Annotated in this window: 17 protein-coding genes and 1 pseudogene; 11 read left to right on the forward strand and 7 right to left on the reverse strand. The window is 70.6% G+C overall.

What is annotated here, in order from left to right:
• Positions 1-11: 11 nt before the first annotated feature.
• Both MDN94_RS15405 and MDN94_RS15410 read right to left on the reverse strand, forming a co-directional pair.
• Positions 12-953, reverse strand: coding sequence for a WecB/TagA/CpsF family glycosyltransferase (locus tag MDN94_RS15405; protein ID WP_482726369.1), 942 nt, complete (start codon positions 951-953; stop codon positions 12-14).
• On the reverse strand, positions 950-1,945 hold the full coding sequence (locus tag MDN94_RS15410; protein ID WP_482726370.1) for a UDP-glucuronic acid decarboxylase family protein: 996 nt from the start codon (positions 1,943-1,945) through the stop codon (positions 950-952). Before MDN94_RS15410 ends, MDN94_RS15405 begins: the two co-directional genes overlap by 4 nt.
• Before the next feature lie 246 nt (positions 1,946-2,191).
• Between MDN94_RS15410 and MDN94_RS15415 the strand changes: the two are divergent.
• Both MDN94_RS15415 and MDN94_RS15420 read left to right on the forward strand, forming a co-directional pair.
• Positions 2,192-2,788, forward strand: a pseudogene (locus MDN94_RS15415) (sugar transferase); the annotation flags it as partial.
• A 15-nt stretch (positions 2,789-2,803) separates the two neighbouring features.
• Positions 2,804-4,627, forward strand: coding sequence for a DUF4012 domain-containing protein (locus MDN94_RS15420; RefSeq protein ID WP_482726371.1), 1,824 nt, complete (start codon positions 2,804-2,806; stop codon positions 4,625-4,627).
• A 68-nt stretch (positions 4,628-4,695) separates the two neighbouring features.
• Here MDN94_RS15420 and MDN94_RS15425 read toward each other — a convergent pair whose 3' ends face one another.
• Entirely contained in the window at positions 4,696-5,466 is a 771-nt protein-coding gene (locus tag MDN94_RS15425) for a glutaminyl-peptide cyclotransferase (RefSeq protein WP_482726372.1), read from the reverse strand.
• Between the two features lie 441 nt (positions 5,467-5,907).
• Between MDN94_RS15425 and MDN94_RS15430 the strand changes: the two genes are divergently transcribed.
• Entirely contained in the window at positions 5,908-7,350 is a 1,443-nt protein-coding gene (locus MDN94_RS15430) for a tyrosine-protein kinase domain-containing protein (protein ID WP_482726373.1), read from the forward strand.
• Between the two features lie 199 nt (positions 7,351-7,549).
• Here MDN94_RS15430 and MDN94_RS15435 read toward each other — a convergent pair whose 3' ends face one another.
• The 3 genes from MDN94_RS15435 to MDN94_RS15445 all read right to left on the reverse strand — a co-directional run bounded on the left by MDN94_RS15435 (position 7,550) and on the right by MDN94_RS15445 (position 14,059).
• Positions 7,550-9,574 (reverse strand): M4 family metallopeptidase, encoded by a 2,025-nt coding sequence (locus MDN94_RS15435; protein WP_482726374.1) that lies wholly within the window; start codon positions 9,572-9,574, stop codon positions 7,550-7,552.
• Positions 9,575-10,013: 439 nt separating this feature from the next.
• Positions 10,014-12,038 (reverse strand): ATP-binding cassette domain-containing protein, encoded by a 2,025-nt coding sequence (locus tag MDN94_RS15440; protein ID WP_482726375.1) that lies wholly within the window; start codon positions 12,036-12,038, stop codon positions 10,014-10,016.
• Entirely contained in the window at positions 12,035-14,059 is a 2,025-nt protein-coding gene (locus MDN94_RS15445; protein WP_482726376.1) for an ABC transporter ATP-binding protein, read from the reverse strand. The genes MDN94_RS15440 and MDN94_RS15445 overlap by 4 nt, the downstream gene beginning before the upstream one ends.
• A gap of 186 nt (positions 14,060-14,245) precedes the next feature.
• Between MDN94_RS15445 and MDN94_RS15450 the strand changes: the two genes are divergently transcribed.
• Genes MDN94_RS15450 through MDN94_RS15465 form a run of 4 tightly spaced genes read left to right on the forward strand, consistent with a single transcriptional unit; the run spans position 14,246 to position 17,892 of the window.
• A complete protein-coding gene (locus tag MDN94_RS15450; RefSeq protein WP_482726377.1) occupies positions 14,246-15,151 on the forward strand; it encodes an ABC transporter ATP-binding protein in 906 nt (301 codons plus the stop codon).
• On the forward strand, positions 15,148-15,936 hold the full coding sequence (locus MDN94_RS15455; RefSeq protein ID WP_482726378.1) for an ABC transporter permease: 789 nt from the start codon (positions 15,148-15,150) through the stop codon (positions 15,934-15,936). Before MDN94_RS15450 ends, MDN94_RS15455 begins: the two co-directional genes overlap by 4 nt.
• A 32-nt stretch (positions 15,937-15,968) precedes the next feature.
• Positions 15,969-17,243: a sensor histidine kinase gene (locus MDN94_RS15460; protein ID WP_482726379.1), complete on the forward strand. Its 1,275-nt coding sequence runs from the start codon at positions 15,969-15,971 to the stop codon at positions 17,241-17,243.
• Positions 17,236-17,892, forward strand: a complete 657-nt coding sequence (locus MDN94_RS15465; protein WP_482726380.1) for a response regulator — start codon at positions 17,236-17,238, stop codon at positions 17,890-17,892. Before MDN94_RS15460 ends, MDN94_RS15465 begins: the two co-directional genes overlap by 8 nt.
• 32 nt (positions 17,893-17,924) lie before the next feature.
• On the opposite strand, the gene glgX is transcribed toward MDN94_RS15465, so the two are convergent.
• Complete coding sequence (gene glgX / locus MDN94_RS15470; protein WP_482726381.1) at positions 17,925-20,228, reverse strand: glycogen debranching protein GlgX; 2,304 nt, start codon at positions 20,226-20,228, stop codon at positions 17,925-17,927.
• Between the two features lie 198 nt (positions 20,229-20,426).
• On the opposite strand from glgX, the gene MDN94_RS15475 reads away from it, so the two are divergent.
• From MDN94_RS15475 to lanKC, 4 genes are all read left to right on the forward strand, one after another.
• A complete protein-coding gene (locus MDN94_RS15475; protein ID WP_482726382.1) occupies positions 20,427-21,653 on the forward strand; it encodes a L,D-transpeptidase in 1,227 nt (408 codons plus the stop codon).
• Positions 21,654-21,842: 189 nt separating this feature from the next.
• On the forward strand, positions 21,843-23,090 hold the full coding sequence (locus tag MDN94_RS15480) for a L,D-transpeptidase (protein ID WP_482726383.1): 1,248 nt from the start codon (positions 21,843-21,845) through the stop codon (positions 23,088-23,090).
• Positions 23,091-23,164: 74 nt separating this feature from the next.
• Positions 23,165-23,932 carry an enoyl-CoA hydratase/isomerase family protein gene (locus MDN94_RS15485; protein WP_482726384.1) on the forward strand — a complete coding sequence of 256 codons (768 nt, stop codon included), beginning with the start codon at positions 23,165-23,167 and terminating at the stop codon, positions 23,930-23,932.
• Positions 23,933-24,121: 189 nt separating this feature from the next.
• Complete coding sequence (gene lanKC / locus MDN94_RS15490; protein WP_482726385.1) at positions 24,122-26,743, forward strand: class III lanthionine synthetase LanKC; 2,622 nt, start codon at positions 24,122-24,124, stop codon at positions 26,741-26,743.
• Positions 26,744-26,750: the final 7 nt, after the last annotated feature.

Raw genomic sequence — 26,750 nt, forward strand, 5'->3', positions numbered from 1 at the left:
CACCCTTGGAATTACGCGTCGATGTTGTGTTCCGAGTGGGACGTGGCCGAACAGGTGATCGGCGACCTGACGCACGGGTCGCTCGGATGCGTGGTGCGCACCGCCTGCCGTAGCACCCCGCGTACGAAACGCGCATTGCCGAAGAGATACCGCCGCCACAGACGACGCGGCTCGCTGCCGATCCGGAACAGCCATTCCAGCCCGTTGTTCTGTATCCAGGGCGGTGCCTGGCGTTTGGCGCCCGCGATGAAATCGAAGGCCGCGCCCACGGCCACCGCCACCACGGGGAGTTGGGCACACAGGTCGGCGGCCCAGCGGTCCTGCTTCGGGGTGCCGAGGCCGACCCAGACGATGTCCGCACCGGCGGCGCGGATGTCTTCGGCCTGGCGGCACAGCTCCTCGGCGGTACGCGGGCGGAACGGGGGAGAGCATGTGCCGACGATCCGCGCCTTGGGGAAGCGGCGGACCAGTTCCCGGTGAAGCCCGTCCAGCACCTGTGGTGTGGAGCCGAGGAGGTAGTGGCGCACGTCGGTGTTCTCGCTGAGGCCAAAGACGTCCAGCAGCAGGTCGGGCCCGTACACGCGAGTGCTCGGCAGCGGTGTGCCCCGGTGGAGAAGCTGGTTGGCCCAGACCACCGACTGACCGTCGGGGAGGTTGAGAGCGGCCGAGCGAAGAAGGCTGCGAAGTTCGGTGTCCCGGTCCGCAAGCGCGAGCGTGTAGGCGTTCGAGAGATGGACGTCGATGCCCCGCCTGGTGGCGACGGCCTCCGACGCATCAGCGTCGGCTTGGCGCGCCTCGCGAATCCCGCGGGCAAGATGCAGCACATGGCGGGCCGCGGTCTCCCGGGTGTGCGCCGTGATGGGCACGCCGAGGCACTCGACCACGGGAGCCGCGGGAGCGGCGGGAGCCACAGGAGCCGTAGGGGCCCGCTGGGCACTGATCGGGGCCGTCATGTGCGGGCTTGAGGGATCGGTGACGAGGCGAGGGGGCGGTCCCAGCTTTCGGTGAAGTCCCCAGCACCCAGCCGGCGGAAGTAGGTGATCGTGTCGCACAGCCCTCGTTCCACCGGAGTCGTGGGTTCCCAGTCCAGCAGTTCCCGGGCCTTGGTGATGTCCGGGCGCCGTCGTTCCGGGTCGTCCTGGGGGCGTGGGATCAGTGCGATGTCGGAGGTGGTCCTGGCCAGCTTGCCGATCCACTGGGCCAGTTCAAGCATGGACACCTCATGAGGATTGCCCAGGTTGACCGGACCGCCGTGGTCACTCATCACCATGCGGAGCAGTCCGTCGACCACGTCGTCCACGTAGCACAGCGACCTGGTCTGGCTGCCGTCGCCGGTGACCGTGATCGGCTCTCCCCGCAATGCCTGGCTGATGAAGGTGGGGATGGCCCGCCCGTCGTCTGCGCGCATCCGCGGGCCGAACGTGTTGAAGATGCGCACGATCTTGGCATCGATGCCTCGGCATCTCCGGTAGGCCATCGTAAGCGCCTCCCCGAAGCGCTTCGCCTCGTCGTACACCGAGCGCGGGCCGACCGGGTTGACGTTGCCCCAGTAGCTCTCCGGCTGGGGGTGGACCAGGGGGTCGCCGTACGACTCGGAGGTCGAGGTCAGCAGGAAGCGGGCGCCTTTCGCGGCGGCCAGGTCCAAAGCGTGCCAGGTGCCTGCCGACCCGACACGAAGCGTCGCCAGAGGCAGCCGCAGGTAGTCGATGGGCGAGGCAGGGGAGGCCAGGTGGAACACGGCATCCACCGGGCCCGGCACCTCGAGTCCATGGGTGATGTCCCGGTCGTTCAGCTGGAAGCGTCGATCTTCCTTGAGGTGTTCGACGTTGTGGGGGCTGGATGTCAGGAAGTTGTCCACGCAGACCACCTCGTGGTCCTCGTGGAGCAGCCGCTCGCACAGGTGGGACCCGATGAAGCCGGCTCCGCCCGTCACTACCGCACGCATGCGCGTCCTCTCGGCCGCCCCGCCCCAGGGGGACAGGCGGCAAGTAACAGTGTCATTGCTGAAGCACAGGTTGACGTCGTGTTTACATCCATTAGTCAGTTATCTGCTGATTGGTGACTTGACGCGGGTATATGACTCAAGTTCGTCCGCTTTTCACTCTTTCTGCCTACAAAGAGGTATGAAATGCTCGTATCCGCTGGAGCGACGGCACACGATCGGCAGCCCCTGGTTCGGCGGGCGCCGTGGGGAAGCCTGGTGGCCAAACGGGTCATCGACCTGACGGGGGCCAGTGTCCTGCTCCTCGTGCTGGCGCCGGTTCTCCTGGCGGCGGCCGTCGCTGTGAAGGTCGACACTGCGGGCCCCGTGCTCTTCCGTCAGCGACGCACGGGCCGGCAGGGCGAGGAGTTCCACGTCCTCAAGCTGCGCACGATGCGGGTCGGCGCCGAGAGGATGCGTGGGGCCATGGCGGCTCGCAACGAGGCCGACGGACACCTGTTCAAGATCCGCGATGATCCGCGGGTGACCGCGGTCGGGCGCTGGTTGCGCCGCTTCTCCCTGGATGAGCTACCTCAGCTGATCAACGTGCTGAACGGGCAGATGTCCCTGGTGGGGCCCCGGCCACTGCCTGTGGAGGACTCCTCGTTCACCGGGAAGGCGCGCCGTCGCCTACTGGTCCGGCCGGGACTGACGGGGCTGTGGCAGATCAGCGGCCGGTCCGACTTGGTCTGGGAGGACGCCCTGCGTCTGGACCTGGAATACGTCGACACGTGGTCCATCCGGCTGGACTTGGCGATCCTCTTCCGCACGTTGCCTGCCGTGCTGCGCGGTAACGGTGCCTACTAGGGCCAGCGTGTGAGCATGCCGTGTCCGAAGAGCCTGAACCTCCGTACTGTCGGCCGTCTGCTTCGACAGCGCCGCGTCCTTCTGCCCGTATGCGCCGCCGCCTTCCTGCTGTTGGCGGGCGTCGGCTGGATCGCCGTCACCGCTGTGCTCGCTCGCAGCGAACTGCTCGCCGCCCAACGGAGCCTGGAGACACTGCGTGGGCAGGTCGCCGCTGACTCGGCCCCCCGGGGCTCCGCCCAGCGCCTGCGAACGGTCGAGGCCGCCCTTCACCGGGCTGCGGGACACGCAGCCCGGGCGCACCGCCTCACCACCGGGCCGGCCTGGTACCCGGCGGCCCACCTGCCCCTTCTCGGAGGACCGCTGCGCACCGTGCGCGGTGTCGCCGAAGCCTCCGACCGGCTGACTCACGACGTGCTTCCACCGCTGATGCGCACAGCCGCTCACGTGGGGGCCGACGCGGGAGGCGACGGCGGCCACCTCGATCTCCACGCGCTGCGCCACGCGGCTCCCACTTTGAAACGGGCCGCGCGCAGCGCCTTGGAAGTACGTACGGACGTCGACGATTTGCCCCGCAGTACGTGGCTGTCGGCCGCTGACGATGCCCGGGCCAGGCTCGCCCGGCAGCTCGGCCCGATCAGCACCGCAACGGACGACGCCGCCATGGCGGCCAGGGTGATTCCGCCCATGCTCGGAACGGACGGGCCGAGGCGTTATCTGGTGGTGTTCGAGAACGCCGCCGAGGCCCGTGGCACCGGCGGGCTTCCCGGGGCATTCGCGGTGCTCACCGCCAAGGGGGGTCGGCTGAGCTTCGAGGACTTCGGCAATGACACCGAACTGTCCGACACCCGTGCCGCGGTCGACCTGCCGGACGAGTACGTCAGGCTCTATGGGCCCAACGCTCCCACCAGCACGTGGGTCAACACGAATCTGAGTCCGCACTTCCCGTACGCCGCCCGCATCTGGACCGCTGCATGGAGCGCGCACGCCGGCCAGAGAATGGACGGTGCGATCTCGCTCGACCCCGGCGCGTTGTCCGGTCTGCTCGCGGCGTCCGGATCCGCCTCGCTGGCCGACGGGACGGTGGTCACCGGCGCCAACGTGGTTGATCTCACTCAGCGCACCAGCTATGCGGCATACGGGAACGTCGAGGAGCGCAAGGCGTTCTTCCTGGATGTCGCGCGTGCCGTCGCCGATCGGCTGATGGGAGCCATGGACGATCCGGCGCGCCGCCTGCCACTGTTCACGGCCCTGCGGCAGCAGCTGCAGGACGGACGGATCAAGGTGTGGAGCGCTCACCCCGAGGAGCAGCGTGAGGTGCGGAAGCGTCCTTTCGGGGGTGCTTTGCCGGATGGGCCCGCGCCACTCGCCGGGCTGGTGGTGACCAACGCGGCGGGCACGAAACTGGACTACTACCTGGATCGCCACCTGGTGTGGGAGCCGGGCCGGTGCAGGGCCGGGGAGCGCGAAGTCACCGTGACCGTACGCCTGTCCAACCGGGCACCGGCCTCGGGCCTGCCCTCGTATGTCACCCAGCGGGTGGACGAGCCGCCCTACCCGACCCGGCCCGGCGACAACCGGCTGCTCGTTTCATACTTCGCCAGTGAGCGGTCCGGCCTGACCAGGGCCACACTCGACGGCCGCCCGGTGCTCTTGGCCTCAGGGGACGAACGCGGCCATCCCGTGTACATGCTGGACCTGGAGATGCCCGTGGGGTCCACCCGTACCCTGGTGCTCCATCTGCTGGAGCAGCGCAGCGACCTGCCCCCGACCGTGCTGCGTCAGCCGCTGGTCCGTCCGCTGCACGCCACGGTCCGGCCGTACGGTCCGTGTGACGGCTGACCATCGGTGGCGGCACGGTTCCTCGGGCCGGGGACGGCATGCGCCCGGGTCGTCGGCACCTCGACGAGTCAGCGGGGTCCCCGCTTCCCCGGGACGAACAGGACGCGGAACGTCTTGGGCCAGAACTTGCCGGTGATCAGGAACTGGTTGGTGCCGGGGACGGCGGCGATACCGTTCAGCACGGATCCGGGCAGGCCTTCGTCCTCGCGCAGCAGGCCCGAGGCATCGATGCTCCCCGTCACCACACCGGTGGCGGAGTCGATGCGCACGATCCGATCGGTGAACAGGACATTGGCGTACACGGCCCCGCCGACGCACTCCAGTTCGTTCAGCTTCCTTACCGGTCGGCCGCCCTGGGTGACGGTGACGTAGCCCGTCCCGGCGAGCGTCCGGGAGTCCCGGAACGTCAACCGGGACGACCCGTCGCTCGTCACCAACCGGTTCCCCGACGGCTGGTGGCACACTCCCCAGCCTTCGTCGGGGTACGGGACACGACGCACCTCCGACAGCGTCCTCGCGTCGCGCTCGATGGCGATCCGGTTTCGCCAGGTGAGCTGCCAGAGCTTCCCGCCGAGCACGGTGATCCCCTCACCGAACAACGGGGCGGGCAGCGCCGTGCGGACGGTCGGGCGCCCGCCGGGCGGGCCCGCCCGCACCGAGGACCGACCAGCCAGGCCGGTGCCCTCGTACAGCGTGCCGCCGGCCATCTCCAGCCCCTGGGTGAACGCCTGCGGATCGTGTGGAAGAACCTCGAGCACCTTGACCCTCAATTGCTCGACCTCGTCCGCGGAGATCGACCCGCTCGCCGCTGTCCTGCTCCCGGCAGGGGTGCCGGACATGGCGTCTTCCCTCGTGTCCCCCGCCGCGCAGGAGGTGAGCAGCACTCCCCAGAGCACGGCTGCCACAGTGATTCGTAGGCGTTCGGACACGAGCAAGCAGTCCATTTTCTTCGCTCTCCTCGGTCATGTACGGGCCGGGCGGCGGGCCGATGGCCTTGACCAAGACTGAATACACGGACTGTTGGCGCGCATGACCGCCGCACAGTGCGGCGTTGCCCAGAAGCCACCAGATGGTGTAGCGCCCGCTCTGCCTCGGCGCACCGCATTTGAGGCGGTGGACCGGACCGCCGACGGACGTGTGCCTGCCGCCAGGGCTGTTCGTCGGGCCGACATGGGGGTGGCTACCCGGACTGAGATGGTCGAGCCCCTATTTTCAGGAGTGCATATAGGGAGCAAACGTCATCTTCGGGCGGCTTCCTCGGTTCTATGATGGGGTACAGGTTGGATCTCCACGGATTCCTGAAGGCTCTTGCCAGACGCTGGCCGACCGTATTGGTCTGCCTGGTTCTCGCGGTCGGAACGGCACTCGCCGCCACGAAACTGACCACCCCCGTCTACGAAGCCAGGACTCAGCTCTTCGTCGCCACCCGCACTGGTGAGGACACCGCTCAACTGAGCCAGGGGCAGACGTTCTCGCAGGCCCGCGTGCAGTCCTACGCCGCAATCGTCCCGACCCGTCGGGTGACCGAGCCCGTGGTGCGCAAGCTGAAGCTGCGCACCACACCGGAAGAGCTGGCATCGCGGATCACCGCCGAGGCCCCGCCCGACACCGTGCTCATCAACATCACTGTCCGGGACACCGTTCCCAGTCGCGCCGCCAAGATCGCGAACGCCGTCGCCGCGGGCTTCACCGCCGTCGTCGAGCGACTGGAGAGACCTACGAAGACGAACCGGCAAGGCTCAGCGAGCGAGCCGGGCGAAGAGGACGATGTGCCTGTTTCCCCCGTCTCGTTGGGCGTCACCCAGCCGGCGGTTGTGCCCGCCGATCCCGTCTCGCCACGCCCGCTGCTCAATCTGGCTGCCGGAGTGCTCGGCGGACTCCTGCTGGGTGCCGGACTTGTCGTCCTGCGCGAGACGCTCGATACCACTGTCAAAACGAGTCAGGCGCTCGGCGAGCTCACCGGGCTGCCCAGCCTCGGTTCCATCCCGTACGACAGGAATGCACCCAAACAGCCGCTCGCCGCCGTCACTGGGTACTCCGGGCGCGCCGAGGCGTTCCGCAAGCTGCGCACGAATCTGCAATTTGCGCAGGTCGACGACCGCCCCCAGATCATCATGGTGACCAGTTCTGTGCCTGGCGAGGGCAAGACCAGCATGGCGGTGAACCTGGCCTTCTCCCTCGCCGAGGCGGGTGTGTCCACCTGCCTGGTGGACTGCGACCTACGCCGCCCGACCGTGGCCAAGACCTTTGGTCTTGTCGAGGACGCCGGACTGACAACTGTGCTCATCGGGCAGAGCCGGGTCGAAGAAGTGATGCAGCGGGTCGGTAGTCACCTCTCGGTGCTCGCCAGCGGCGCCACGCCCCCCAACCCCACCGAACTGCTGGCCTCGGCACGAATGGGCGAGGTCCTGGGCGAACTCGCAACCACATATGAAGCGGTGATCCTCGATACCGCACCGTTGCTGCCGGTCGCCGACACGGTCGGACTCGCCCCACTGACCCAGGGCTCGCTTCTGGTCGTCCGTGCGGACAAGACCGGTCGTGACCAGGTTCGCACCGCCGCCGAAGCGTTGGAACGCGTGGGAAGCCGCATCCTTGGCACCGTCTTCAACATGGCTGCGACATCCCAGAGCGACTGCTACGGCAGCTACACGGCGGCCGAGGAACTTCCCGCGCCCCGTGTGTCGGCCCACCAGAAGGAGGGGGCGGTCCTTGATCCCTGATCTTGGACGCTCAGGATCCGGATCGCGATCTCGATCCGGCGGATCGTGACAGCCGTTCAGTCCGGGTAGCGGGAGTCGCAACTTCTCTTCGAGTGACCTGTGTCCGAGGTTCTCCCTGGCTCGGAACATGGAAGGGCGCTGCCCGGGAGCCGTTGTGGCGTCCCGGGCAGCGCCCCGGATCAGGGATGTGCGGTCAGCCTCAGAAGGTGAGCTTGAAGCTGTTGATGTAGCCGGTGTCGTAGCGGGCCACGTCCTGCACCCGCAGCTTCCAGGTGCCGTTGGCGACCTCGCTGGAGGCGTTGACCGTGTAGGTCGCCTTGACGTTGTCCGCCGAGTCCGAACCGCTCGAGTTCTTCAGGCGGTACGCGGTGCCGTCCGGGGCGAGCAGGTCGATGACCAGGTCACCGCGCCAGGTGTGCACGATGTCGACGCCGACCTGAAGGGCGGACGGGGCGTTGCCGGTACGGCCGGTGACGTTGACCGAGGAGGTCACCGCGGCGCCCGCGTCCGGGATGCTGACGTCAGCCGTGTTCTCGAAGACCGTGCCCGGGTCGGGGTCGGGGTCGCCGCCGGGGCGGGAGCCGACGTTGATGCCGGCCCAGGCGTCGGTGACGGCCTTGACCTCGGCGCTGGTCGCGCCGTACAGCTCCGTCGCGACCGCGAGGGTGCCGGTCCTGGCGCCCGCGTAGTCGGTACGGGAGCTGAACTTGGTAGTGAGCGCCTTGTACCAGATCAGCGCGGCCTTGTCGCGGCCGATGCCGGTCACCGGCAGACCGTCGGAGGTGGGCGAGTCGTAGTTGACGCCGTTGACGGTCTTGGCGCCGCTGCCCTCGGAGAGCAGGTAGAACCAGTGGTTCGCCGGGCCCGAGGAGTAGTGGACGTCGACGTTGCCGATGCCCGAGTACCAGTAGTCCTTGGAAGAGCCGTCCCTGCTCGGCTTGTCCATGTAGCGGAGCGGGGTGCCGTCACCGCGGATGTCGATCTTCTCGCCGACGAGGTAGTCGCCGACGTCCTGGGAGTTGTTCGCGCTGAACTCCACCGCCGCGGCGAAGATGTCGCTGGTGGCCTCGTTGAGGCCGCCCGACTCGCCGCTGTAGACCAGGCCTGCCGTGTTGGAGGTGATGCCGTGCGTCATCTCGTGCGCGGCCACGTCGATCGAGGTGAGCGGCTTGGCGTTGCCGGACCCGTCGCCGTACGTCATGCAGAAGCAGCTGTCCTGCCAGAACGCGTTGACGTAGTTGTTGCCGTAGTGCACACGGGAGTACGCGCCGACGCCGTCACCGCGGATGCCGCTGCGGCCGTGCACGTTCTTGAAGTAGTCCCAGGTGAGGGCCGCGCCGAAGTGGGCGTCGGCGCCGGCCGTCTCCAGGTTCGACGGCGAGCCGTTGCCCCAGATGTCGTCGGGGCCGGAGAAGAGCGTGCCCGTGCCGGACGTACCGCGGTTGAGGTTGTACGTCTTGTGGTTGCCGCGGGTCGTGTCGGTGAGCGTGTACGACGGGGCCGTGCCCAGGGTGACCTGCCCGCTGTACTGGGTGTTGCCGGTGCCGTTGTGGACGGCCTGCCACTCGTAGAGCTTCTCGCCGGTGGCCGCGTCGGTCACGACGTGGAGCTCGTTCGGGGTGCCGTCGTGCTGGAGTCCGCCGACCACGGTCTCGTAGGCGAGAGTCGGACTGCCGGTGCCCATCCAGACGACCTTGCGCGGGGCCCGCTCGGCCTTCGTCGCCTTCGAGCCCTCGGCCCGGGCTGCGCCGAGGGCCTGCTTCTCCGCCGTGGCCGGTGCGACGTCCGCACTGGTGTCGACGCCCTTCAGGGCGGCGCGGGACGCCTTGGTGACCGCCTCGGTAGCACCCGTGGCGGACTCGGCGACCACGAGGTCGCCGCCGAGGACCGGCAGGCCCTCGTAGGTGCGCTCGTAGCGGGTGTGCGTGGTGCCGTCGCGGTCCTGGACGACGTCCCGGACGACGAGCTTCTCCTTGGCGGTGAGGCCGAGTTCCTTCGCGGTGGCGGCCGTCGTGGCGGACGCCTGGCGTATCAGCTCCGCCCGCTGGGCGGGGGAGAGGCTCTTGGGCAGCGCGCCCGGGTCGGCCTTGCCCGCCTTCACGGCGGCGGGCGCCTCCGGCTGGGCGGCGGCCGAGGTTCCGGTCTGGAAGCCGACCGCGAGAAGGGCGGCGGTGGCGATGAGAGCTCCGGTCGCGGTGGCGCGCCGGCGATGCGTGGGTCTCACGCGGACTCCTTCTGCGAGGGGGGTACCGGTCGGCTGGGTGGGTCGGCCGGGCAGAGCATGCGGAGCTGTGGTGCGTGGATCGGGGGAAGACTGGCAGCCGAGGACGTGTTCTGTCAGGAGCGCGACAAGAAGTTGGCCGGAATTCGTCCGTTGCCCGATAGGTCATGTTCGGTGAGCGGACGTTTCGCGGATCGTTGCCGGGCGGGGCCCGGACATTCGCCCCGGCCCGACCCGGAAAGCAACCGGATGTTCACGGCGAAGTCTGCATCTGTGAAGGCCGCGTAGCGGTGCTGCTGATCGCGGTCCGGTACGGGCCTTCCGGGCGTGGCTCATTCCGTACCTGGGCGGGCGGACAGCACGGGCGCCGTCGGGGGCCCGCGCACCGCCCCGGTCCGCCCGTGCGACGGACCGGGCCCGGCGGGCCTGCCCGCCGAGCGGCTCAGCCGACCACGCTGTCCCGCCAGGCCCTGTGCAGCCCCGCGAACCTGCCCTCGCCGCAGATCAGTTCGGCGGGCGCGCCGTCCTCGATGATCCGGCCGTGCTCCATCACCAGTACCCGGTCCGCGATCTCGACCGTCGACAGCCGGTGCGCGATCACCACCGCCGTACGGCCCTGGAGCACGGTGTCCATCGCCTGCTGCACCGCCCGCTCGCCGGGGATGTCCAGCGAACTGGTCGCCTCGTCGAGGATCAGCACCGCCGGGTCGGCGAGCAGCGCCCGCGCGAAGGACACCAACTGCCGCTGCCCCGCGGAGATCCGTCCGCCCCGCTTGCGCACGTCCGTGTCGTAGCCGTCGGGCAGGGACTCGATGAAGTCATGGGCGCCGATCGCCTTGGCGGCCCGCTCGATGTCCGCGCGGCTCGCCTCCGGCCGCCCCAGCGCGATGTTCTCCGCGACCGTCCCGGAGAAAAGGAACGCCTCCTGGGTCACCATCACCACCCCTCGGCGGAGGTCCGGCACGGCCAGGTCCCGCAGATCGGTCCCGTCGAGCAGGACCCGGCCCTCGGTGGGGTCGTAGAAGCGGGCCAGCAGCTTGGCGAGGGTCGACTTGCCCGCGCCGGTCGAGCCGACGACCGCGACGGTCTGCCCGGCCGGGATCGTCAGGTCGAACCGGGGCAGCACCTCCCCGCCCGTGCGGTAGGCGAAGCCGACCTGCTCGAACACCACCTCGCGGCCCGGCGTGCCGGACCTGCGCACCGGCAGCGCACGCGGCTCGCGGGCCTCGGGGACCGTCGGCTCCTGCGCCAGGAGACCCGCGATCTTCTCCAGTGAGGCGGCCGCCGACTGGTAGGAGTTGAGGAACATCCCGAGCCGGTCGATCGGGTCGTACAGCCGCCGCAGATACAGCACGGCGGCGGCCAGCACACCCAGCGCGAGCGTGCCCTGGGCGACCCGGTACGCGCCCCAAAGGACCATCGCCGCGACAGCGGTGTTGGCGACGAGCCGGGAGCCGACGACATAGCGCGCCATCTCCAGCAGGGCGTCGCCGTTGGTGCGTTCGTGGCGGTGGTTGAGCACCTCGAAATCGGCGTCGTTGGCCCGCTCACGGCGGAAGGCACGCACCGGCCGGATCCCGTTCATGGTCTCCGCGAACTTCACGATGACCGCCGCGATCGCGGTGGAGCGGTTCATGAAGACGGACTTGGCCCGCCGCTGGTAGATCCGCACCAGCAGATAGAGCGGCACGAAGGACAGGACCGCCATGCCGCCGATCCCGAGGTCGAGCCAGAGCAGCATCGCCGAGATGTACACGAAGGCGAGCACCACGCCGATGAGTTCCTGAAGCCCTTCGCTCAGCAGTTCACGCAGCGACTCGACGTCGGTCGTCGACCGGGAGATCAGCCGGCCGGAGGTGTACCGCTCGTGGAAGTCGACGCTCAGCGCCTGGGCGTGACGGAAGATACGACCCCGCAGATCGAGGAGCACGTCCTGGTTGACACGGGCGGACGCCCGGATGAAGGCGTACTGGAGCGCTCCCGCGGCCAGTGCGCACAGCGCATACCCGGTGCCGACGGCGACCAGCGGCCCGTAGTCCGCCGCGCGGAAGGCCGGAACGCCGCGGTCGATGGCGTACGCCACCAGCAACGGTCCCGCCTGGACGGCGGCCTGCTGGAGGAGCAGCAGCACCGCCGCGAGCGCGACACGGGCACGGCGGGGCGCGAGGAGCGACCGCAGCAGCGCGCCGGTCGCGCCGTCCGGCGCGGGCAGGGCGTCCCGGTCGAACGGGTCGCTCGCCGGCGCGCCCTTCCCGGACGGCGCCGTGCCGCCGAGGGCACCGGCAGCGGTCGCGGGGCCGCTCGTCCCGGGCGCCCCGCGCGTGTCCTGGGCGGTCGCCGACGTGACCGACGGGCGGCCCCCTGTCTGGTCCGCCGCCCCCTTTTCCGGTTCGCCCGTAGGTGCCGCGCCCCCTGCTTGCTCTGCCGGTTGCGCCGTCGCCGGCTCCTTTGTCGACCCTGCCGTCACCGTGCCGTCCCTTCGGTCCCTGCGGTCGCGTCCACGTCCGTCCGGCCCCTCGGCGTCTTCGGGCGGTCCGGGTCACCGGCCACCGTCCCGGGCGCGCGGGTATCGGACCCATCTGCCATGTCGAGCGAGCCCTCGGGTCCCTCCGTACCGGTCCCGGACCCGCCCGCCATGTCGAGCGGGCCCTCGGGTCCATCCGCGCCGGACATCAGCCATGCGTACTCGGCGTTCGTACGGAGCAGTTCGTGATGCGTGCCGACCGCGGCGATCCGGCCGTCCGACAGCAGCGCGACCCGGTCGGCGAGCATCACCGTCGACGGCCGGTGCGCCACCACCAGCGCGGTGGTGTCCTCCAGCACCCGCCGCAGCGCCGCCTCCACCAGGGCCTCCGTGTGCACGTCGAGCGCGGAGAGCGGATCGTCGAGGACCAGGAAGCGCGGCCCGCCGACCACGGCGCGCGCCAACGCCAGGCGCTGGCGCTGACCGCCCGACAGGCTGAGGCCCTGTTCGCCGACCTGGGTGGCGGCGCCGTGCGGCAGCGCGTCGACGAAGCCGGCCTGCGCGATGTCCAGCGAGCGGCGCAGCTCCGCGTCGTCCGCGCCCTGAGCGCCCATCAGGACGTTCGCAGCGACGCTCGCCGAGAACAACGTCGGCTCCTCGAACGCCACCGACACCAGCTCACGCAGCCGTTCACGCGGCATGGCGGTGATGTCCTGGCCGTCGAGCGTGATCCGCCCGGACGTCGGCTCGTACAGCCGGGGCACCAGGGCCGTGAGGGTCGTCTTACCGCTGCCCGTGCCGCCCACCAGGGCCATGGTCTCGCCGGGCCGCACATGGAGGTCGATCCGGGCGAGGACCGGTGCGCTGCCGTCGGGCGCGTCCGGGTAGCGGAACCCGACGCCCTCGAAACGCAGTCCACCGGTTTCCGCCGGAACGCCGGCCGGGACGGCCCCAGAGGCGCCGCCCCTCCCGCGCCGCTCCTCCGTACGGGCCGCGGTATCGGGCCCGTCGTGCGTATCGCTTTCCTCCGGTGCGTCCAGAACCTCGAAGTAGCGGTCGGCCGCGGTCGCCGCCTCCTGGCTCATGGCCAGCAGGAAGCCGATCGAGTCCACCGGCCAGCGCAGCGCCAGGGCCGTCGAAAGGAAGGCGACCAGCGTGCCAGCCGACAGCGTGCCGTCCGCGACCTGGATCGTGCCGAGCACCAGCGCCGCGCCGATGGCCAGTTCGGGAATGATCGTGATCAGCGCCCAGACGCCGCCCAGCAGACGAGCCTTCCCCAGTTCCGTGCCGCGAAGCCGTTCCGAAAGACTCCGGAACGCCTCCGCCTGACTGCGGTGCCGCCCGAAGCCCTTGATGATGCGGATGCCGAGGACGCTCTCCTCGACGACCGTCGTCAGGTCGCCCACCTGGTCCTGCGCCTTACGTGCGACGAGTGAGTAGCGCGCCTCGAAGAGCGAACAGACGACCACCAGCGGCAGTACGGGAACGAGGAGGACGAGCCCCAGCGTCCACTCCTGGCCCAGCAGGATCACGAAACCGACGAGGATCGTGGTGGCGTTGACGAGCAGGAAGGTCAACGGGAACGCCAGGAACATCCGGAGCAGCATCAGGTCCGTGGTGCCGCGCGAGAGCAGTTGTCCGGATGCCCAGCGGTCGTGGAAGGCCACCGGAAGACGCTGGAGATGGCGGAAGAGGTCCGCCCGCATGGCCGCCTCCACACCGGCGAGGGGCCGCGCCACCAGCCACCGCCGGAAGCCGAAGAGCACCGCCTCCGCGACACCCAGCAGCAGCAGGACCAGCGCCCCGAACCAGACCCCGCCCGGATCGCCCGCCGCGACCGGCCCGTCGACGATCCACTTCAGCACCAGCGGGATGACCAGGCTGAGGCAGGAGGCGACTATGGCGACGAGCGCCGCGCTGAACAGGCGCGTACGGACCGGGCGCACATAGGGCCACAGCCGCACGAGCGAACGCACGGCGGAGCGGTCCGTGGTGTCGGAGGTATCCGAATGTGTAGTGGGCATCAGGCGCGAGCCTACGGTTGACCACTGACACCGCTCATGTGGTTTTCCGCAGGGCGGGGCACCTGCGTCCAGGTGACCGTGGCCCGGCCGGGCCGGAGTCGTACGCCCGTATCAACCGATCGGCCGATGCCGGCTCGAGCGTGATGGGCGATGTGCCGGCCACCGGCCGCGCGGGAGCCTCGTGCCATGGCGATAGTCCAAGTGAACGGTCTGCGCAAGGCCTACGGCGGCCGGCCCGCGGTCGACGGTGTGAGCTTCGGCGTCGAGGAGGGCGAGATCTTCGGGATCCTCGGCCCGAACGGCGCAGGGAAGACCACCACCGTCGAATGCGTGGAAGGCCTCAGAATCCCCGACTCCGGCACGGTCAGGGTCGCCGGCCTCGACCCGGTGGCCGACCACGAGAAGGTCACCCGGCTGCTCGGCGCGCAGCTCCAGGAGAGCGAGCTCCAGCCCAAACTCACGGTGCGCGAGGCGCTGGAGCTCTACTCGTCCTTCTACGAGCGGCCGGCCGACTGGGGGCCGCTCGTCGAGCGGCTCGGCCTCCGGCCCAAGCTCGGTGACCGGTTCGCGAAGCTTTCCGGCGGGCAGAAGCAGCGCCTGTTCATCGCGCTGGCCCTGATCGGCCGCCCAAGGGTCGTCGTACTCGACGAGCTGACCACCGGACTCGACCCGCGTGCCCGCCGGGACACCTGGCAACTGATCGAGGAGGTGCGGGACTCCGGCGTCACCGTCCTGCTGGTCACCCACTTCATGGAGGAGGCGCAGCGTCTCTGCGACCGGATCGCGGTCATCGACAAGGGCAGGGTCGCCGCGCTCGACACCCCCGCCGGGCTGATCGGCCGGTCCAGCGCGTCGACCGTCATCTCCTTCACACCCTCCGACCCGCTCGACGAGCGGGAACTGGCCGCGCTCCCGCAGGCCGCCTCCGTCACCTCCAACGACGGCCGGGTCACCGTCCACGGCACCGACGAGACCGTAGCCGCCGTGATGTCGCTGCTGGCCAGGCTCGGCATCACCGCCCGTCAGCTCCGCGTAAGTGAGGCCTCCCTGGACGACGCGTTCCTCGACCTCACGGAAGAGAGGCTCGGATGACCACCGCCGCTCCAGCCCCCGGCACGGCCCCTGCCCCCGCACGCGTCCCTGCGTGGGCCGCCGTGCTCCGGACCGAGGCACGCCTCTTCTCCCGGGAACCCGGATCGCTGTTCTGGATCGTCCTCTTCCCGACGATGCTCATGACGATCCTCGGCCTGATCCCGTCCTTCCGGGAGGCGTCCGAGGACATCGGCGGCCGCCGCGTCATCGACCTCTACGTCCCGGTCGCCGTACTGCTCGCCGTGATCATGGCAGGGCTTCAGGCGATGCCGCCCGTCCTCGCCGGCTACCGAGAACGCGGCATCCTGCGGCGGATGTCGGCCACCCCTGTCCGACCGTCCGTGCTGCTGTCGGCCCAGGTCGCCCTGCACGGCGTCGCGGCGCTCGCATCCGCCGTGCTCGCGCTGGCCGTCGGCCGCGTCGCCTTCGGCGTCGCCCTGCCCGGGCAGCCCGCCGGCTACGTGCTCGCGATGGTGCTGACGACCGCCGGCGCGCTGGCGCTGGGCGCGACCATCTGTGCCGTCTCCCGGAACCAGAAGATCGCCACCGCCATCGGGTCGGTGATCTTCTTCCCGTCGATGTTCACCTCGGGCGTCTGGCTGCCGGTCCAGTCCATGCCCGGCACACTCCGGCGCATCGTGGAGTTCACACCGCTGGGCGCGGCGTCACAGGCTCTCGACCGGGCGGCGGCGGGCAGTTGGCCCGCCTGGACGGACCTCGGCGTCACGGGCCTGTGGGCCGTGCTGCTCACCGCCGCGGCCGTCCGCTTGTTCCGCTGGGAGTGATCACCGTGGCCGGGGAGGGGGACACTTGGCGCATGAGGCTGTCCGACGCGGTGCAGAGGCCGGGAACGGCCGTACCGATCGAGGAGCGCTGGGCGCAGTTCCACCGCTACGGCCCCTGTGCCCTCCTGGGGCTCGCGACCGTGATCGCCGGCGCCGTCGCCCGCGACCTCATGAGCCGCGCGGAGATGCGCGCCGCGGGTGTACTGGTCCTCGCCGCTATCGCGCTCCAGGTGTGGTGGAGCGTGCGCCGGCCCGACCAGGAGGAGCACGCCCGGGCCGGGCAGATGTACTACGCCCTGCGGACCGTCCTCGCCTTCGCCCTCGCGTGGCTGAATCCGCTCTTCTCCGCCTACGCGGTTCTCGGATACTTCGACTCGGGCCATCTGCTGCCCGGCCGCAGGGCGTACGCGGGGCTGCTGGCCACCGCCCTCATCATGGCGGGCTCCCAGGCCGGCGGCCTGCCGCCCGCCTCCACGCTCCAGTGGGTCCTCTTCGGCGGTCTGTACGTCCTCAACGCCTCCCTCTGCCTGCTCTTCGCCCGCTTCGGCGTCCAGGAGGCCGAGCGGGCCCAGGAACGTCTGGCCACCATCCAGGCGCTGGAGCTCGCCAACGCCCGACTGGAACAGGCCCTCGAGGAGAACGCGGGCCTGCACGCCCAACTCCTCGTGCAGGCGCGCGAGGCGGGCATCGCCGACGAACGCAGCCGGCTCGCCGCCGAGATCCACGACACCATCGCCCAGGGCCTGGCCGGCATCATCACCCAGCTCCAGGTCGTCACGTCCACCGAGGACCGGGACGTCGCCGGCGAACATCTGAACCGGGCCTGCGCCCTGGCCCGGCACAGCCTCGGCGAGGCCCGCCGCTCCGTGCAGAACCTGGCTCCGGCGGCCCTCGAGCACGCCACCCTTCCCGAGGCCCTGGAGAAGACCGTCGCCGACTGGTCCCGGCGCACCGGCGTGAAGGCCCGCTTCACCGTCACCGGCACCGAGGAGCAACTGCACGACGAGGTCGCCGGCACCCTGCTGCGGATCGCAGAGGAGGCCCTTGCCAACACCGCCCGCCACGCCGACGCCGCACGGGCCGGCGTCACCCTGTCCTACATGGGCGACGAGGTCACCCTCGATGTCCGCGACGACGGCCGGGGGTTCGACCCGCTCGCCGTCGCGCCGCGTTCCGGTTCCGGTGGCTTCGGACTCGACGGCATGCGGGCGCGCGCCGAGCGGATCGCGGGCACCGTGGCCCTCGAATCGGAGCCGGGCCAGGGCACGGCGGTGTCCGCTCGCGTACCGTTGGTGCGCCATGGCTGAACACCCTGTCAACGAGCGCACCGTCACGCTGATCGTCGTCGACGACCATCCCGTCGTACGGGACGGCCTGCGCGGCATGTTCGAGTCCTCGGCCGGCTTCCATGTCCTCGGCGAGGCCGCGGACGGCCCGGCGGGCATCGAACTGGCCACCCGCCTCGACCCCGACGTGGTCCTGATGGACCTGCGGATGCCCGGCGGCGGGGGAGTGGCGGCCATCGCCGAGCTGGCGCGGCGCGGCGCCCGGTCCCGGGTCCTCGTCCTCACCACGTACGACACGGACTCCGACACCTTGCCGGCCATCGAGGCCGGCGCGACCGGCTACCTCCTCAAGGACGCTCCCCGCGAGGAGCTGTTCACGGCGGTACGGGCCGCCGCCGAGGGGCGTACGGTCCTGTCGCCCGCGGTCGCCGCCCGTCTCGTCTCGCACGTCCGTGCCCCGGCGGCGCCCGGCAACGAAGGTCTGTCGGCGCGCGAGCGTGAGGTGCTGGAGCTCGTCGCCAAGGGCACCTCCAACCGCACGATCGCCCGTGAACTGTTCATCAGCGAGGCCACGGTGAAGACGCACCTCACCCATATCTTCGGCAAGCTCGGCGCAAAGGACCGCGCCGCTGCGGTGGCCCTGGCGTACGAACGCGGCATCCTCGGCTGAACGCCGGGCCGCGCCGGCGGCCCGGCGGCGCGTCAGGTCCGCACCCTCAGCAGCAGCACCGACCTCCCCGACACCCGCACCACGCAACCGCCTTCGTGCACGGTGCCCGGAGCGGTGCTCTGGTCCTCCAGCGAGGTGTCCACGACCAGTTCGTACGCCGCCGCCCACGGCGGTCCCGGCAGCCGGAAGTCCACCGGCTCCGCCGCCGCGTGCAGCACCGTCAAATAGCTGTCGTCCGTCACCTGGCAGCCGCGCGCGTCACGGCCGGGGATGTCCCGGCCGGAGAGGTAGAGGGCCAGGGTGGCGGACGGCGCGTACCAGTCCTCCTCGGTCATCTCGCTGCCATGCGGAGTGAACCAGGCAAGGTCCCGCAGCCCGTCGGCAGCCTGCGGCCGGCCGGAGAAGAAGGCGCGTCTGCGCAGCACCGGATGGCTGTGCCGCAGCGCCAGCAGCCGCCGGGTGAGCTGAAGCAGACCGGCGGGCCCCGGCTGTTCGAGCAGCGACCAGTCCACCCAACTGACCTCGTTGTCCTGGCAGTAGGCATTGTTGCTGCCGCCCTGGGTGCGGCCCATCTCGTCGCCGGCGACGAGCATGGGCACGCCCGTCGACACCAGAAGGGTGGTCAGCAGATTGCGCAGCTGCCGCCGGCGCAGGGCCTGTACGGCCGGATCGTCGGTCTCTCCCTCGACGCCGCAGTTCCAGGAGCGGTTGTCGGCGGTGCCGTCCCGATTGCCCTCGCCGTTGGCCTCGTTGTGCTTGCGCTCGTAGCTGACCAGGTCCCGCAGGGTGAAGCCGTCGTGAGCGGTGATGAAGTTGATGGACGCGTACGGCCGCCGCCCGCCCCAGGCGTACAGGTCGCTGGAGCCGGACAGCCGGTAGCCGAGATCACGCACATCGTGCAGCGCGCCGCGCCAGAAGTCGCGCACCGAGTCCCGGTAGCGGTCGTTCCACTCCGTCCACAGCGGCGGGAACGCCCCCACCTGGTAGCCGCCGTTGCCCACGTCCCACGGCTCGGCGATCAGCTTCACCCGGCGCAGCACCGGGTCCTGCGCGATGACGGCGAGGAACGGGGACAGCATGTCGACGTCGTGCATCGAGCGGGCCAGCGCCGCGGCCAGGTCGAAACGGAAGCCGTCGACGCCCATCTCGGTCACCCAGTAGCGCAGCGAATCCGTGATCAGCCGCAGCACTTGGGGCTGCACGACGTGCAGGGTGTTGCCGCAGCCCGTGTAGTCCGCGTATCGGCGGGCGTCCCCCTGGAGACGGTAGTAGCCGCGGTTGTCGATACCGCGCAGGGACAGCATCGGCCCCAGCTCGCCGGCCTCCGCCGTGTGGTTGTACACCACGTCGAGGATGACCTCGATCCCCGCGGCGTGCAGCGCGCGCACCATCCGCTTGAACTCGCCGACCTGCTGACCGGCGGTGCCGGTGGCCGCGTAGGCCGCGTGGGGGGCGAAGTACCCGATCGAGTTGTAGCCCCAGTAGTTGCGCAGCCCGCGGCGCAGCAGATGGTCCTCGTGCGCGAACTGGTGCACCGGCAGCAGTTCGACCGCCGTCACACCGAGCCCCACCAGATGCTCGATCGCCGCCGGGTGGGCGAGCCCCGCGTACGTGCCCCGCAGTTCCTCCGGGATGCCGGGGTGCAGCCGGGTGAATCCGCGGACGTGCAGTTCGTAGATGACCGAGTCGGCCCAGGGCGTCTTGGGCCTGCGGTCGTCCATCCACTCGTCGCCGCCGGCCTCGTCGTGGACGACCACCGCCTTGGGGACGAACGGGGCCGAGTCCCGGTCGTCGCGGACGGTGTCGGCGACATGCTGGTCCGGCCAGTCGCGCACATGCCCGTAGACCTCCGGGGGCAGGGCCCCGTAGTCGTTGCCCGCGCCCGCGTCGACGGCCCTCGCGTACGGGTCGAGCAGCAACTTCGCCGGATTCCACCGGGCTCCCGTCCAGGGGTCCCAGCGGCCGTGCACGCGGTATCCGTACCGCGTGCCGGGCCCCACGCCGGGCACGAAGCCGTGCCAGATCTCATGGGTCAGTTCGGTGAGCGGCAGCCGGGTCTCTCCACCCCACTCGTCGAAGAGGCAGAGCTCCACCCCTTCGGCCCCGCCTGCCCACAGCGCGAAGTTGGTCCCCGCCACCCCGTCCGGCCCCGTCCGGAACCGCGCGCCCAGGGGCGTCGGCGCCCCCGGCCACACGGGTCTGCGGGAGCCCGTGTCCGGCTCCCCGGCATCGGTCCTCGAACGGCGTGCGGCCGGGCCGGCCACCGCCGAACGGGTGCCGGGCGGCTCGCCCGGCACCTTCTCCCGCACCGTCTCCTGCTCGGCTGCGCTCGACACCTGCCGGCCTCCCGCGGCTCGTCGGGCCCCCGCTCGAGGTGCTCCCGGGCGGCAGGTCCCGCAAGGAGCACTGCCCGCGGCGTCCCGGCCGCGGCACCCCACGCGTGGTCCTGTCACCATTTCTGCCCGCGCCGCCCCCGTCCCAACATCGCCCGCCGTTCACGTTGCCCCCGCCGGGTGGTCGTCGTTGACCGGTACGTGAGACATGTACTGAAGCGGGCAGGGCACAGGGCCGCGGTCGCCCTGGCAGGAGCAGGACTGATCGCGGGCCTCGTCGGCTGCTCCGGCGGGATGCCGGGCATCGGCGACAAACCGCGTGCGACCAAGGACACGATCCGGGTCACTCCCGAGGACGGCGCGAAAGAGGTGCGCCCCGACGACACAGTGGAGGTGCGGCTGCCCAGCGGGCGGCTGGAGCGGGTCGAGGTGACCCGGATCGAGGACGCCACGAGAACCGTGGTCGAGGGGCGGATCTCCGACGACGGTCTGCGCTGGGCGCCCGAGAAGGGCACCCGGCTGAAGCCCGCCGCCAAGTACAGCGTGGACGTGGTGGCGCTGGACGGCCACGGCCGGCGCTCCGCCCGCCACACGACGTTCACGACCCTGGTCCCCGACAGCCGGTTCATCGCTTACTTCAAACCGGAGAACCGTTCGACCGTGGGCACCGGGATGATCGTGTCCTTCTCCTTCAACCGGAAGATCGAGAACCGGGCCGCCGTGGAGCGCGCGATCCGAGTGAGCTCGCAGCCGCCGGTGGAGGTCGCCGGCCACTGGTTCGGCAAGGAGCGGCTCGACTTCCGCCCCCGCACGTACTGGAAGCCGGGCACCGAGGTCACGGTCGACATGCGGTTGCGGGACGTCGAGGCGGCCCCCGGCGTGTACGGCATCCAGGACAGGACCGTCTCCTTCACGATCGGCCGGTCCCAGGTGTCCCGGGTCGACGCGGCGGCGCACACCATGGAGGTGGTGCGTGACGGGCAGGTCCTTGCGACGGTTCCGATCACCGCCGGCGCGCCCAAGTCCACCACGTACAACGGCAAGATGGTGGTCACCGAGATGTACGACGTGACCCGGATGAACGGCGCGACCGTCGGCTTCACGAACAAGGACGGCAAGAGCGAGTACGACATCAAGGACGTGCCGCACGCCATCCGGCTGACCACCTCCGGGACCTTCCTGCACGGCAACTACTGGACCCCCGCCGGCGTCTTCGGCTCGGACAACGTCTCGCACGGCTGCGTGGGGCTCCGGGACGACAAGGGCGGCAGCAGCGAATCCCCGGCGGGCTGGTTCTTCGACCGGACCCTGATCGGGGACGTGGTGGAGGTCGTGGGGTCCAAGGACAGGACGGTCGCACCGGACAACGGCCTCGGCGGCTGGAACCTCGACTGGCAGCTTTGGACGGCGGGTTCGGCACTGCGCTGACCGGGCAGAACCCTCTCGCCCGCCCGTAGGCGGCCCCACCACGGCCCCATGGACGACTTGGGACCGAACGGTGACATTCGGGGGCACATTTGACGACCTGCGGTGTGATTATCTATCGCCGTGCGTGCGTGAGGCGCGCGGGGGCGGGGGCCGTGGCGGTGCCAGGCCGTGCGAGGGGAGTACACGACTGTGAACGGGCAGCCGATATCGGGGGCATCGGCCGGAACCGGACGCGGGCGCGGGGGCGCCGTGCTGTCCGCTCTGGTCATGGGGGCGATGCTGGTTCTCACCGCCTGCGGAGGCGGGAGTTCCGCCAAGGGCGGTGACAAGGACCCCGGCGGCAAGGACGGCAGCGGCAAGGTCGAGAACGCGGCGTCCCAGGCGGTGGTCACCATCTCGCCCAAGGACGGCGCCGACGCGGTCGCGACCATGGGCGCCCTGAAGGTGACCGCGGCCAAGGGCAAGCTGACGACGGTCACCGTGCAGGACGACAAGGGCACGAAGATCGAGGGCCGGATCGCCGCGGACGGCGCGAGCTGGCAGCCGCTTCAGCACCTGGCGGGCGCCACCAAGTACAAGGTGCACGCCGTCGCCGAGGACGCGGACGGCCGTGAGTCCGCCAAGGACACCACCTTCACCACGCTGGTGCCCAAGAACACCTTCATCGGCCACTACACGCCGGAGGAAGGCGCCACCGTCGGCGTCGGCATGCCGGTCTCCATCAACTTCACCCGCGGCATCACCGACCCGGCGGCGGTCGAGAAGGCCATCACGGTGACCGCCGAGCCGTCCGTGCCGATCGAGGGCCACTGGTTCGGCAACGACCGCCTCGACTTCCGCCCCGAGAAGTACTGGGCCGCGGGCACGAAGGTCACCGTGAAGCTCAACCTGGACGGTGTCGAAGGCCGACCCGGCGTGTACGGCAAGCAGGCCAAGAGCTTCTCGTTCACCATCGGCCGCAGCCAGGTCTCCACCGTCGACGCGAGCGCCAAGACCATGAAGGTCGTGCGCGACGGCAAGGAGATCAAGAGCATCCCGATCACCGCCGGCGCGCCGTCGACCACCACCTACAACGGGCAGATGGTCATCAGCGAGAAGTACAAGGTGACCCGGATGAACGGCGCCACCGTGGGCTTCGGCGGCGAGTACGACATCAAGGACGTCCCGCACGCCATGCGGCTGTCCACCTCGGGCACCTTCGTCCACGGCAACTACTGGGCCTCGCCCGGCACGTTCGGCTCTGCGAACGTCAGCCACGGGTGCATCGGGCTGCGGGACGTGCGCGGCGCGTACGACAAGAACACACCGTCGGCCTGGTTCTACAACAACTCGATCATCGGCGACGTGGTGATCGTGAAGAACTCCAAGGACAAGCAGATCGCTCCGGACAACGGCCTCAACGGCTGGAACATGTCCTGGGCCGAGTGGACCAAGTAGTACGCGACGCGGGGCCCGGTGCTGTGAGCAACAGCACCGGGCCCCGACGCGTTAACGCGCACTAACCTCTCCTCATGACCGTTTCACTGGAAGTCTCCGAAGGCGTCGGCACCATCAGGCTCGACCGCCCTCCGATGAACGCCCTCGACATCGCCGTCCAGGACCGGCTGCGCGAGCTCGCGGAGGAGGCCGGCCGCCGTGACGACGTGCGGGCCGTGATCCTCTACGGCGGGGAGAAGGTGTTCGCGGCAGGCGCGGACATCAAGGAGATGCAGGCCATGGACCACGCGGCGATGGTCGTGCGCTCCCGGGCGCTGCAGGAGTCCTTCACCGCCGTGGCCCGTATCCCGAAGCCCGTCGTCGCGGCCGTCACCGGCTACGCTCTCGGCGGCGGCTGTGAGCTCGCGCTCTGCGCCGACTACCGGATCGCCGCCGACAACGCCAAGCTCGGTCAGCCGGAGATCCTGCTCGGCCTCATCCCGGGCGCCGGCGGCACCCAGCGGCTGTCCCGGCTGATCGGCCCCTCCCGCGCCAAGGACCTGATCTTCACGGGCCGCATGGTCAAGGCGGACGAGGCGCTCTCCCTCGGCCTGGTGGACCGTGTCGTCCCCGCCGCCGAGGTGTACGAGCAGGCACACGCCTGGGCCGCGGCACTGGCCAAGGGGCCCGCGCTGGCGCTGCGCGCGGCGAAGGAGTCGGTGGACGCCGGACTCGAGACGGACATCGAGACCGGGCTCGCCGTGGAACGCAACTGGTTCGCGGGCCTGTTCGCCACCGAGGACCGGGAACGTGGCATGCGCAGCTTCGTCGAGGAAGGCCCGGGCAAGGCCAAGTTCCTCTGACCGCACCGGTCGGGCACGGCTCCGGCTCTGTCCCGGGCCCGGGCAGTGGGCCCGCTCGGCAGGGCCGGCGCGCCGCGTCCGGCCCTGGTTACCTGTGCGTACCGCACGTTCGGAAGGTGACAGCGGTGACTGTCGGGCGCCCGGCGGCGCGTGACAACGTCACTCCTGTCACCGACCGAGGGAGTGTGCGTGAACAAGGGGTACGCGGTCTACTGCGACGCCGATCGGCACTTCTACGACGCGCCGCACCGCCTGGAGTTCGCATCGGAGACCTCTCACGGCTCCCTGTACGAGGCGGCGCGGCTGCCGGTCCCCGAGGGCTGGCTCAGCCACCGCACGGGCGACTGGCTCGCCCTGCGGCCCCTCGACCGGGCGCTGCCGTCCCAGGGCTGGAAGATCCATGTCTCCGCCTCCCTCGACAACGCGGAGTCGGTGCTCAGCAAGGTCCGGACGTACTGCCTGGCGCACGAGGTGGCGTTCAAGTTCGTCCCGAGCCGCTACCTGCTGCACCAGCGCAACGCCAAGTACGCCGACCGGGCGGCGAGCGGCAAGTTCATCACGGTCTACCCGGCGGACGACGCCCGGTGCGGTCGGATCGCGGGCGACCTCGCCGCGCTCCTCGACGGCGAGCCGGGCCCGTACATCCTCAGCGACCTGCGCTGGGGCCCGGGACCGGTGCACCTGCGCTACGGGAGCTTCACCCGCCGCCACTGCTACGACGAGCACGGTGAGCTGCGCCCCGCGATCGAGAACGGGGCCGGCGCGCTCGTGCCCGACCCGCGCGAACCGGTGTTCCGCATACCCGGATGGGTCACCCCGCCCGACTATCTGCGGCCCCACCTCGAGGCCCGTGGCGCGGTGGCTGTCGCAGACCTGCCGTACACCATCGACAAGGCGCTGCACTTCTCCAACGGCGGCGGGGTCTACGAGGCTCACCACAAGGCCACCGGCAGGCGGGTCGTGCTCAAGGAGGCCCGCCCGTACGCCGGTCTCGCCGCCGACGGCGCCGACGCGGTGGCCCGCCTGGACCGGGAACACCGGGCGCTGCGGCAGCTGTCGGGGCTCGACTGCACGCCGGAGGTCGTGGACCGCTTCGTGCTGGGCGAGCACCACTTCCTCGCACTGGAGCATGTGGCAGGCCGGCCGCTCAACTCCTTCTTCGCCCGCAGGCACCCGCTGATCGAGGCGGATCCTTCGCCCGAGCGGCTGGACGAGTACACCCGGTGGGCGATGCGGATGCACGGCATGGTCGAACAGGCGGTGGCCGACGTCCACGCACGCGGAGTGGTCTTCAACGATCTGCACCTGTTCAACATCATGGTCGCCGAGGACGAGGAGTCCGTCGTACTGCTCGACTTCGAAGCGGCACGCCCTGTGGAGGAGCACGGCCGCCAGATCGTCGCCCACCCGGCGTTCGTCGCCCCCGCCGACCGGCGCGGCACCGACGTCGACCGCTACGCGCTGGCCTGCCTGCGGATCGCCCTGTTCCTGCCGCTCACCAGCCTGCTCGCCGTCGACCGTGGCAAGGCGGCGCACCTGGCCGACCTCGCGGCACGGCACTTCCCGGTGCCCCGCGGCTTCCTCGACGAGGCCGTACGGGAGATCGGACGTGCCCCGGCCGGTGGGCCGCCCAACGCGTCGGCGGGACGGTCCGTCCGGTTCCTCCCCGTGGAACCGGACGACTGGCCGCGCAGCCGCGACTCGATGGCCGAGGCGATCATCGCGTCGGCGACCCCGGAGCGCGAGGACCGGTATTTCCCCGGCGACATCGCGCAGTTCGCAGCCGCGGGCGGCGGAGCGGCCTTCGGCCACGGTGCCGCCGGGGTGCTCTACGCGCTCCACGAGAGCGGCTCTCCGGCCTGCCCCGCCGGTGAGGAATGGCTGCTGCGTCACGCCAAGGCACCCGACTCGGGCACTCCGCTCGGGTTCTACGACGGCCTTGCCGGCATCGCCTGGACCCTTCACCGGCTGGGACACACGGACCCCGCCCTGGAACTCGCCCACCGGATTCTCGAACAGGAGTGGTCGGCGCTCTCACCCGACCTGCACGGCGGCACGGCCGGACTCGGCCTCGCCTTCGACGCACTCGCCGCCGCCACGGGGGAGACGGCCCTGCACGACGCCGCCCTCCGCTGCGCGGAGTTGACGGCCCGCCCCGTCCCCGCCGGTGCGGGGACCGGGCGGAGCCCACGGCGCACCGGGCTGCTGCACGGGTCCGCGGGCCGGGCGCTGCTCTTCGTGCGGCTGCACGAACGCACCGGGAACACCGCGTTGCTCGACCTCGCGGACGAGGCGCTGCGCGACGACCTGTCCCGGTGCGTACACGGTGCCGCGGGCACCCTCCAGGTGGACGAGGGCCGGCGCACGATGCCCTACCTGGGAGCGGGCAGTGTCGGCATAGGGATGGTGCTCGACGACTACGCGGCCCACCGCCGCGACGAGACCTTCGACCAGGCGCGCCGCGAGATCGTGCGGGCGGCGCAGGCCACGTTCTACGCACAGCCCGGCCTCTTCCGCGGCGCCGCCGGCATGGTCCTGCACCTCGCCCGCACCACCACGGGCGGCCCCGGCACCACAGCGGAGGACGTGCGCCGTCAGATCCGCTCACTGGCCTGGCACGCCATGTCCTACGAAGGCCGGCTGGCCTTTCCCGGTGAGCAGATGATGCGGCTGTCGATGGACCTGTCCACCGGTACGGCCGGATGCCTGCTGGCACTCGCGGCGGCGCTCGGCGACCGCCCGGCGCAGCTGCCGTTCCTGCCGCCGCTGCGGCACCCCCAAGAACCGGCCCCGTCACGGGGTCGTCAGTAGCACCGTC

It is taken from the genome of Streptomyces sp. WAC00040 (genome assembly GCF_056835925.1).

Bases quoted from the DNA above. Each gene is read 5' to 3' on its own strand.
- MDN94_RS15405 (WP_482726369.1), bottom strand. From the start codon at position 953: ATGACGGCCCCGATCAGTGCCCAGCGGGCCCCTACGGCTCCTGTGGCT.
- MDN94_RS15410 (WP_482726370.1), bottom strand. From the start codon at position 1,945: ATGCGTGCGGTAGTGACGGGCGGAGCCGGCTTCATCGGGTCCCACCTG.
- MDN94_RS15420 (WP_482726371.1), top strand. From the start codon at position 2,804: ATGCCGTGTCCGAAGAGCCTGAACCTCCGTACTGTCGGCCGTCTGCTT.
- MDN94_RS15425 (WP_482726372.1), bottom strand. From the start codon at position 5,466: ATGTCCGGCACCCCTGCCGGGAGCAGGACAGCGGCGAGCGGGTCGATC.
- MDN94_RS15445 (WP_482726376.1), bottom strand. From the start codon at position 14,059: ATGCCCACTACACATTCGGATACCTCCGACACCACGGACCGCTCCGCC.
- MDN94_RS15450 (WP_482726377.1), top strand. From the start codon at position 14,246: ATGGCGATAGTCCAAGTGAACGGTCTGCGCAAGGCCTACGGCGGCCGG.
- MDN94_RS15455 (WP_482726378.1), top strand. From the start codon at position 15,148: ATGACCACCGCCGCTCCAGCCCCCGGCACGGCCCCTGCCCCCGCACGC.
- MDN94_RS15460 (WP_482726379.1), top strand. From the start codon at position 15,969: ATGAGGCTGTCCGACGCGGTGCAGAGGCCGGGAACGGCCGTACCGATC.
- MDN94_RS15465 (WP_482726380.1), top strand. From the start codon at position 17,236: ATGGCTGAACACCCTGTCAACGAGCGCACCGTCACGCTGATCGTCGTC.
- MDN94_RS15485 (WP_482726384.1), top strand. From the start codon at position 23,165: ATGACCGTTTCACTGGAAGTCTCCGAAGGCGTCGGCACCATCAGGCTC.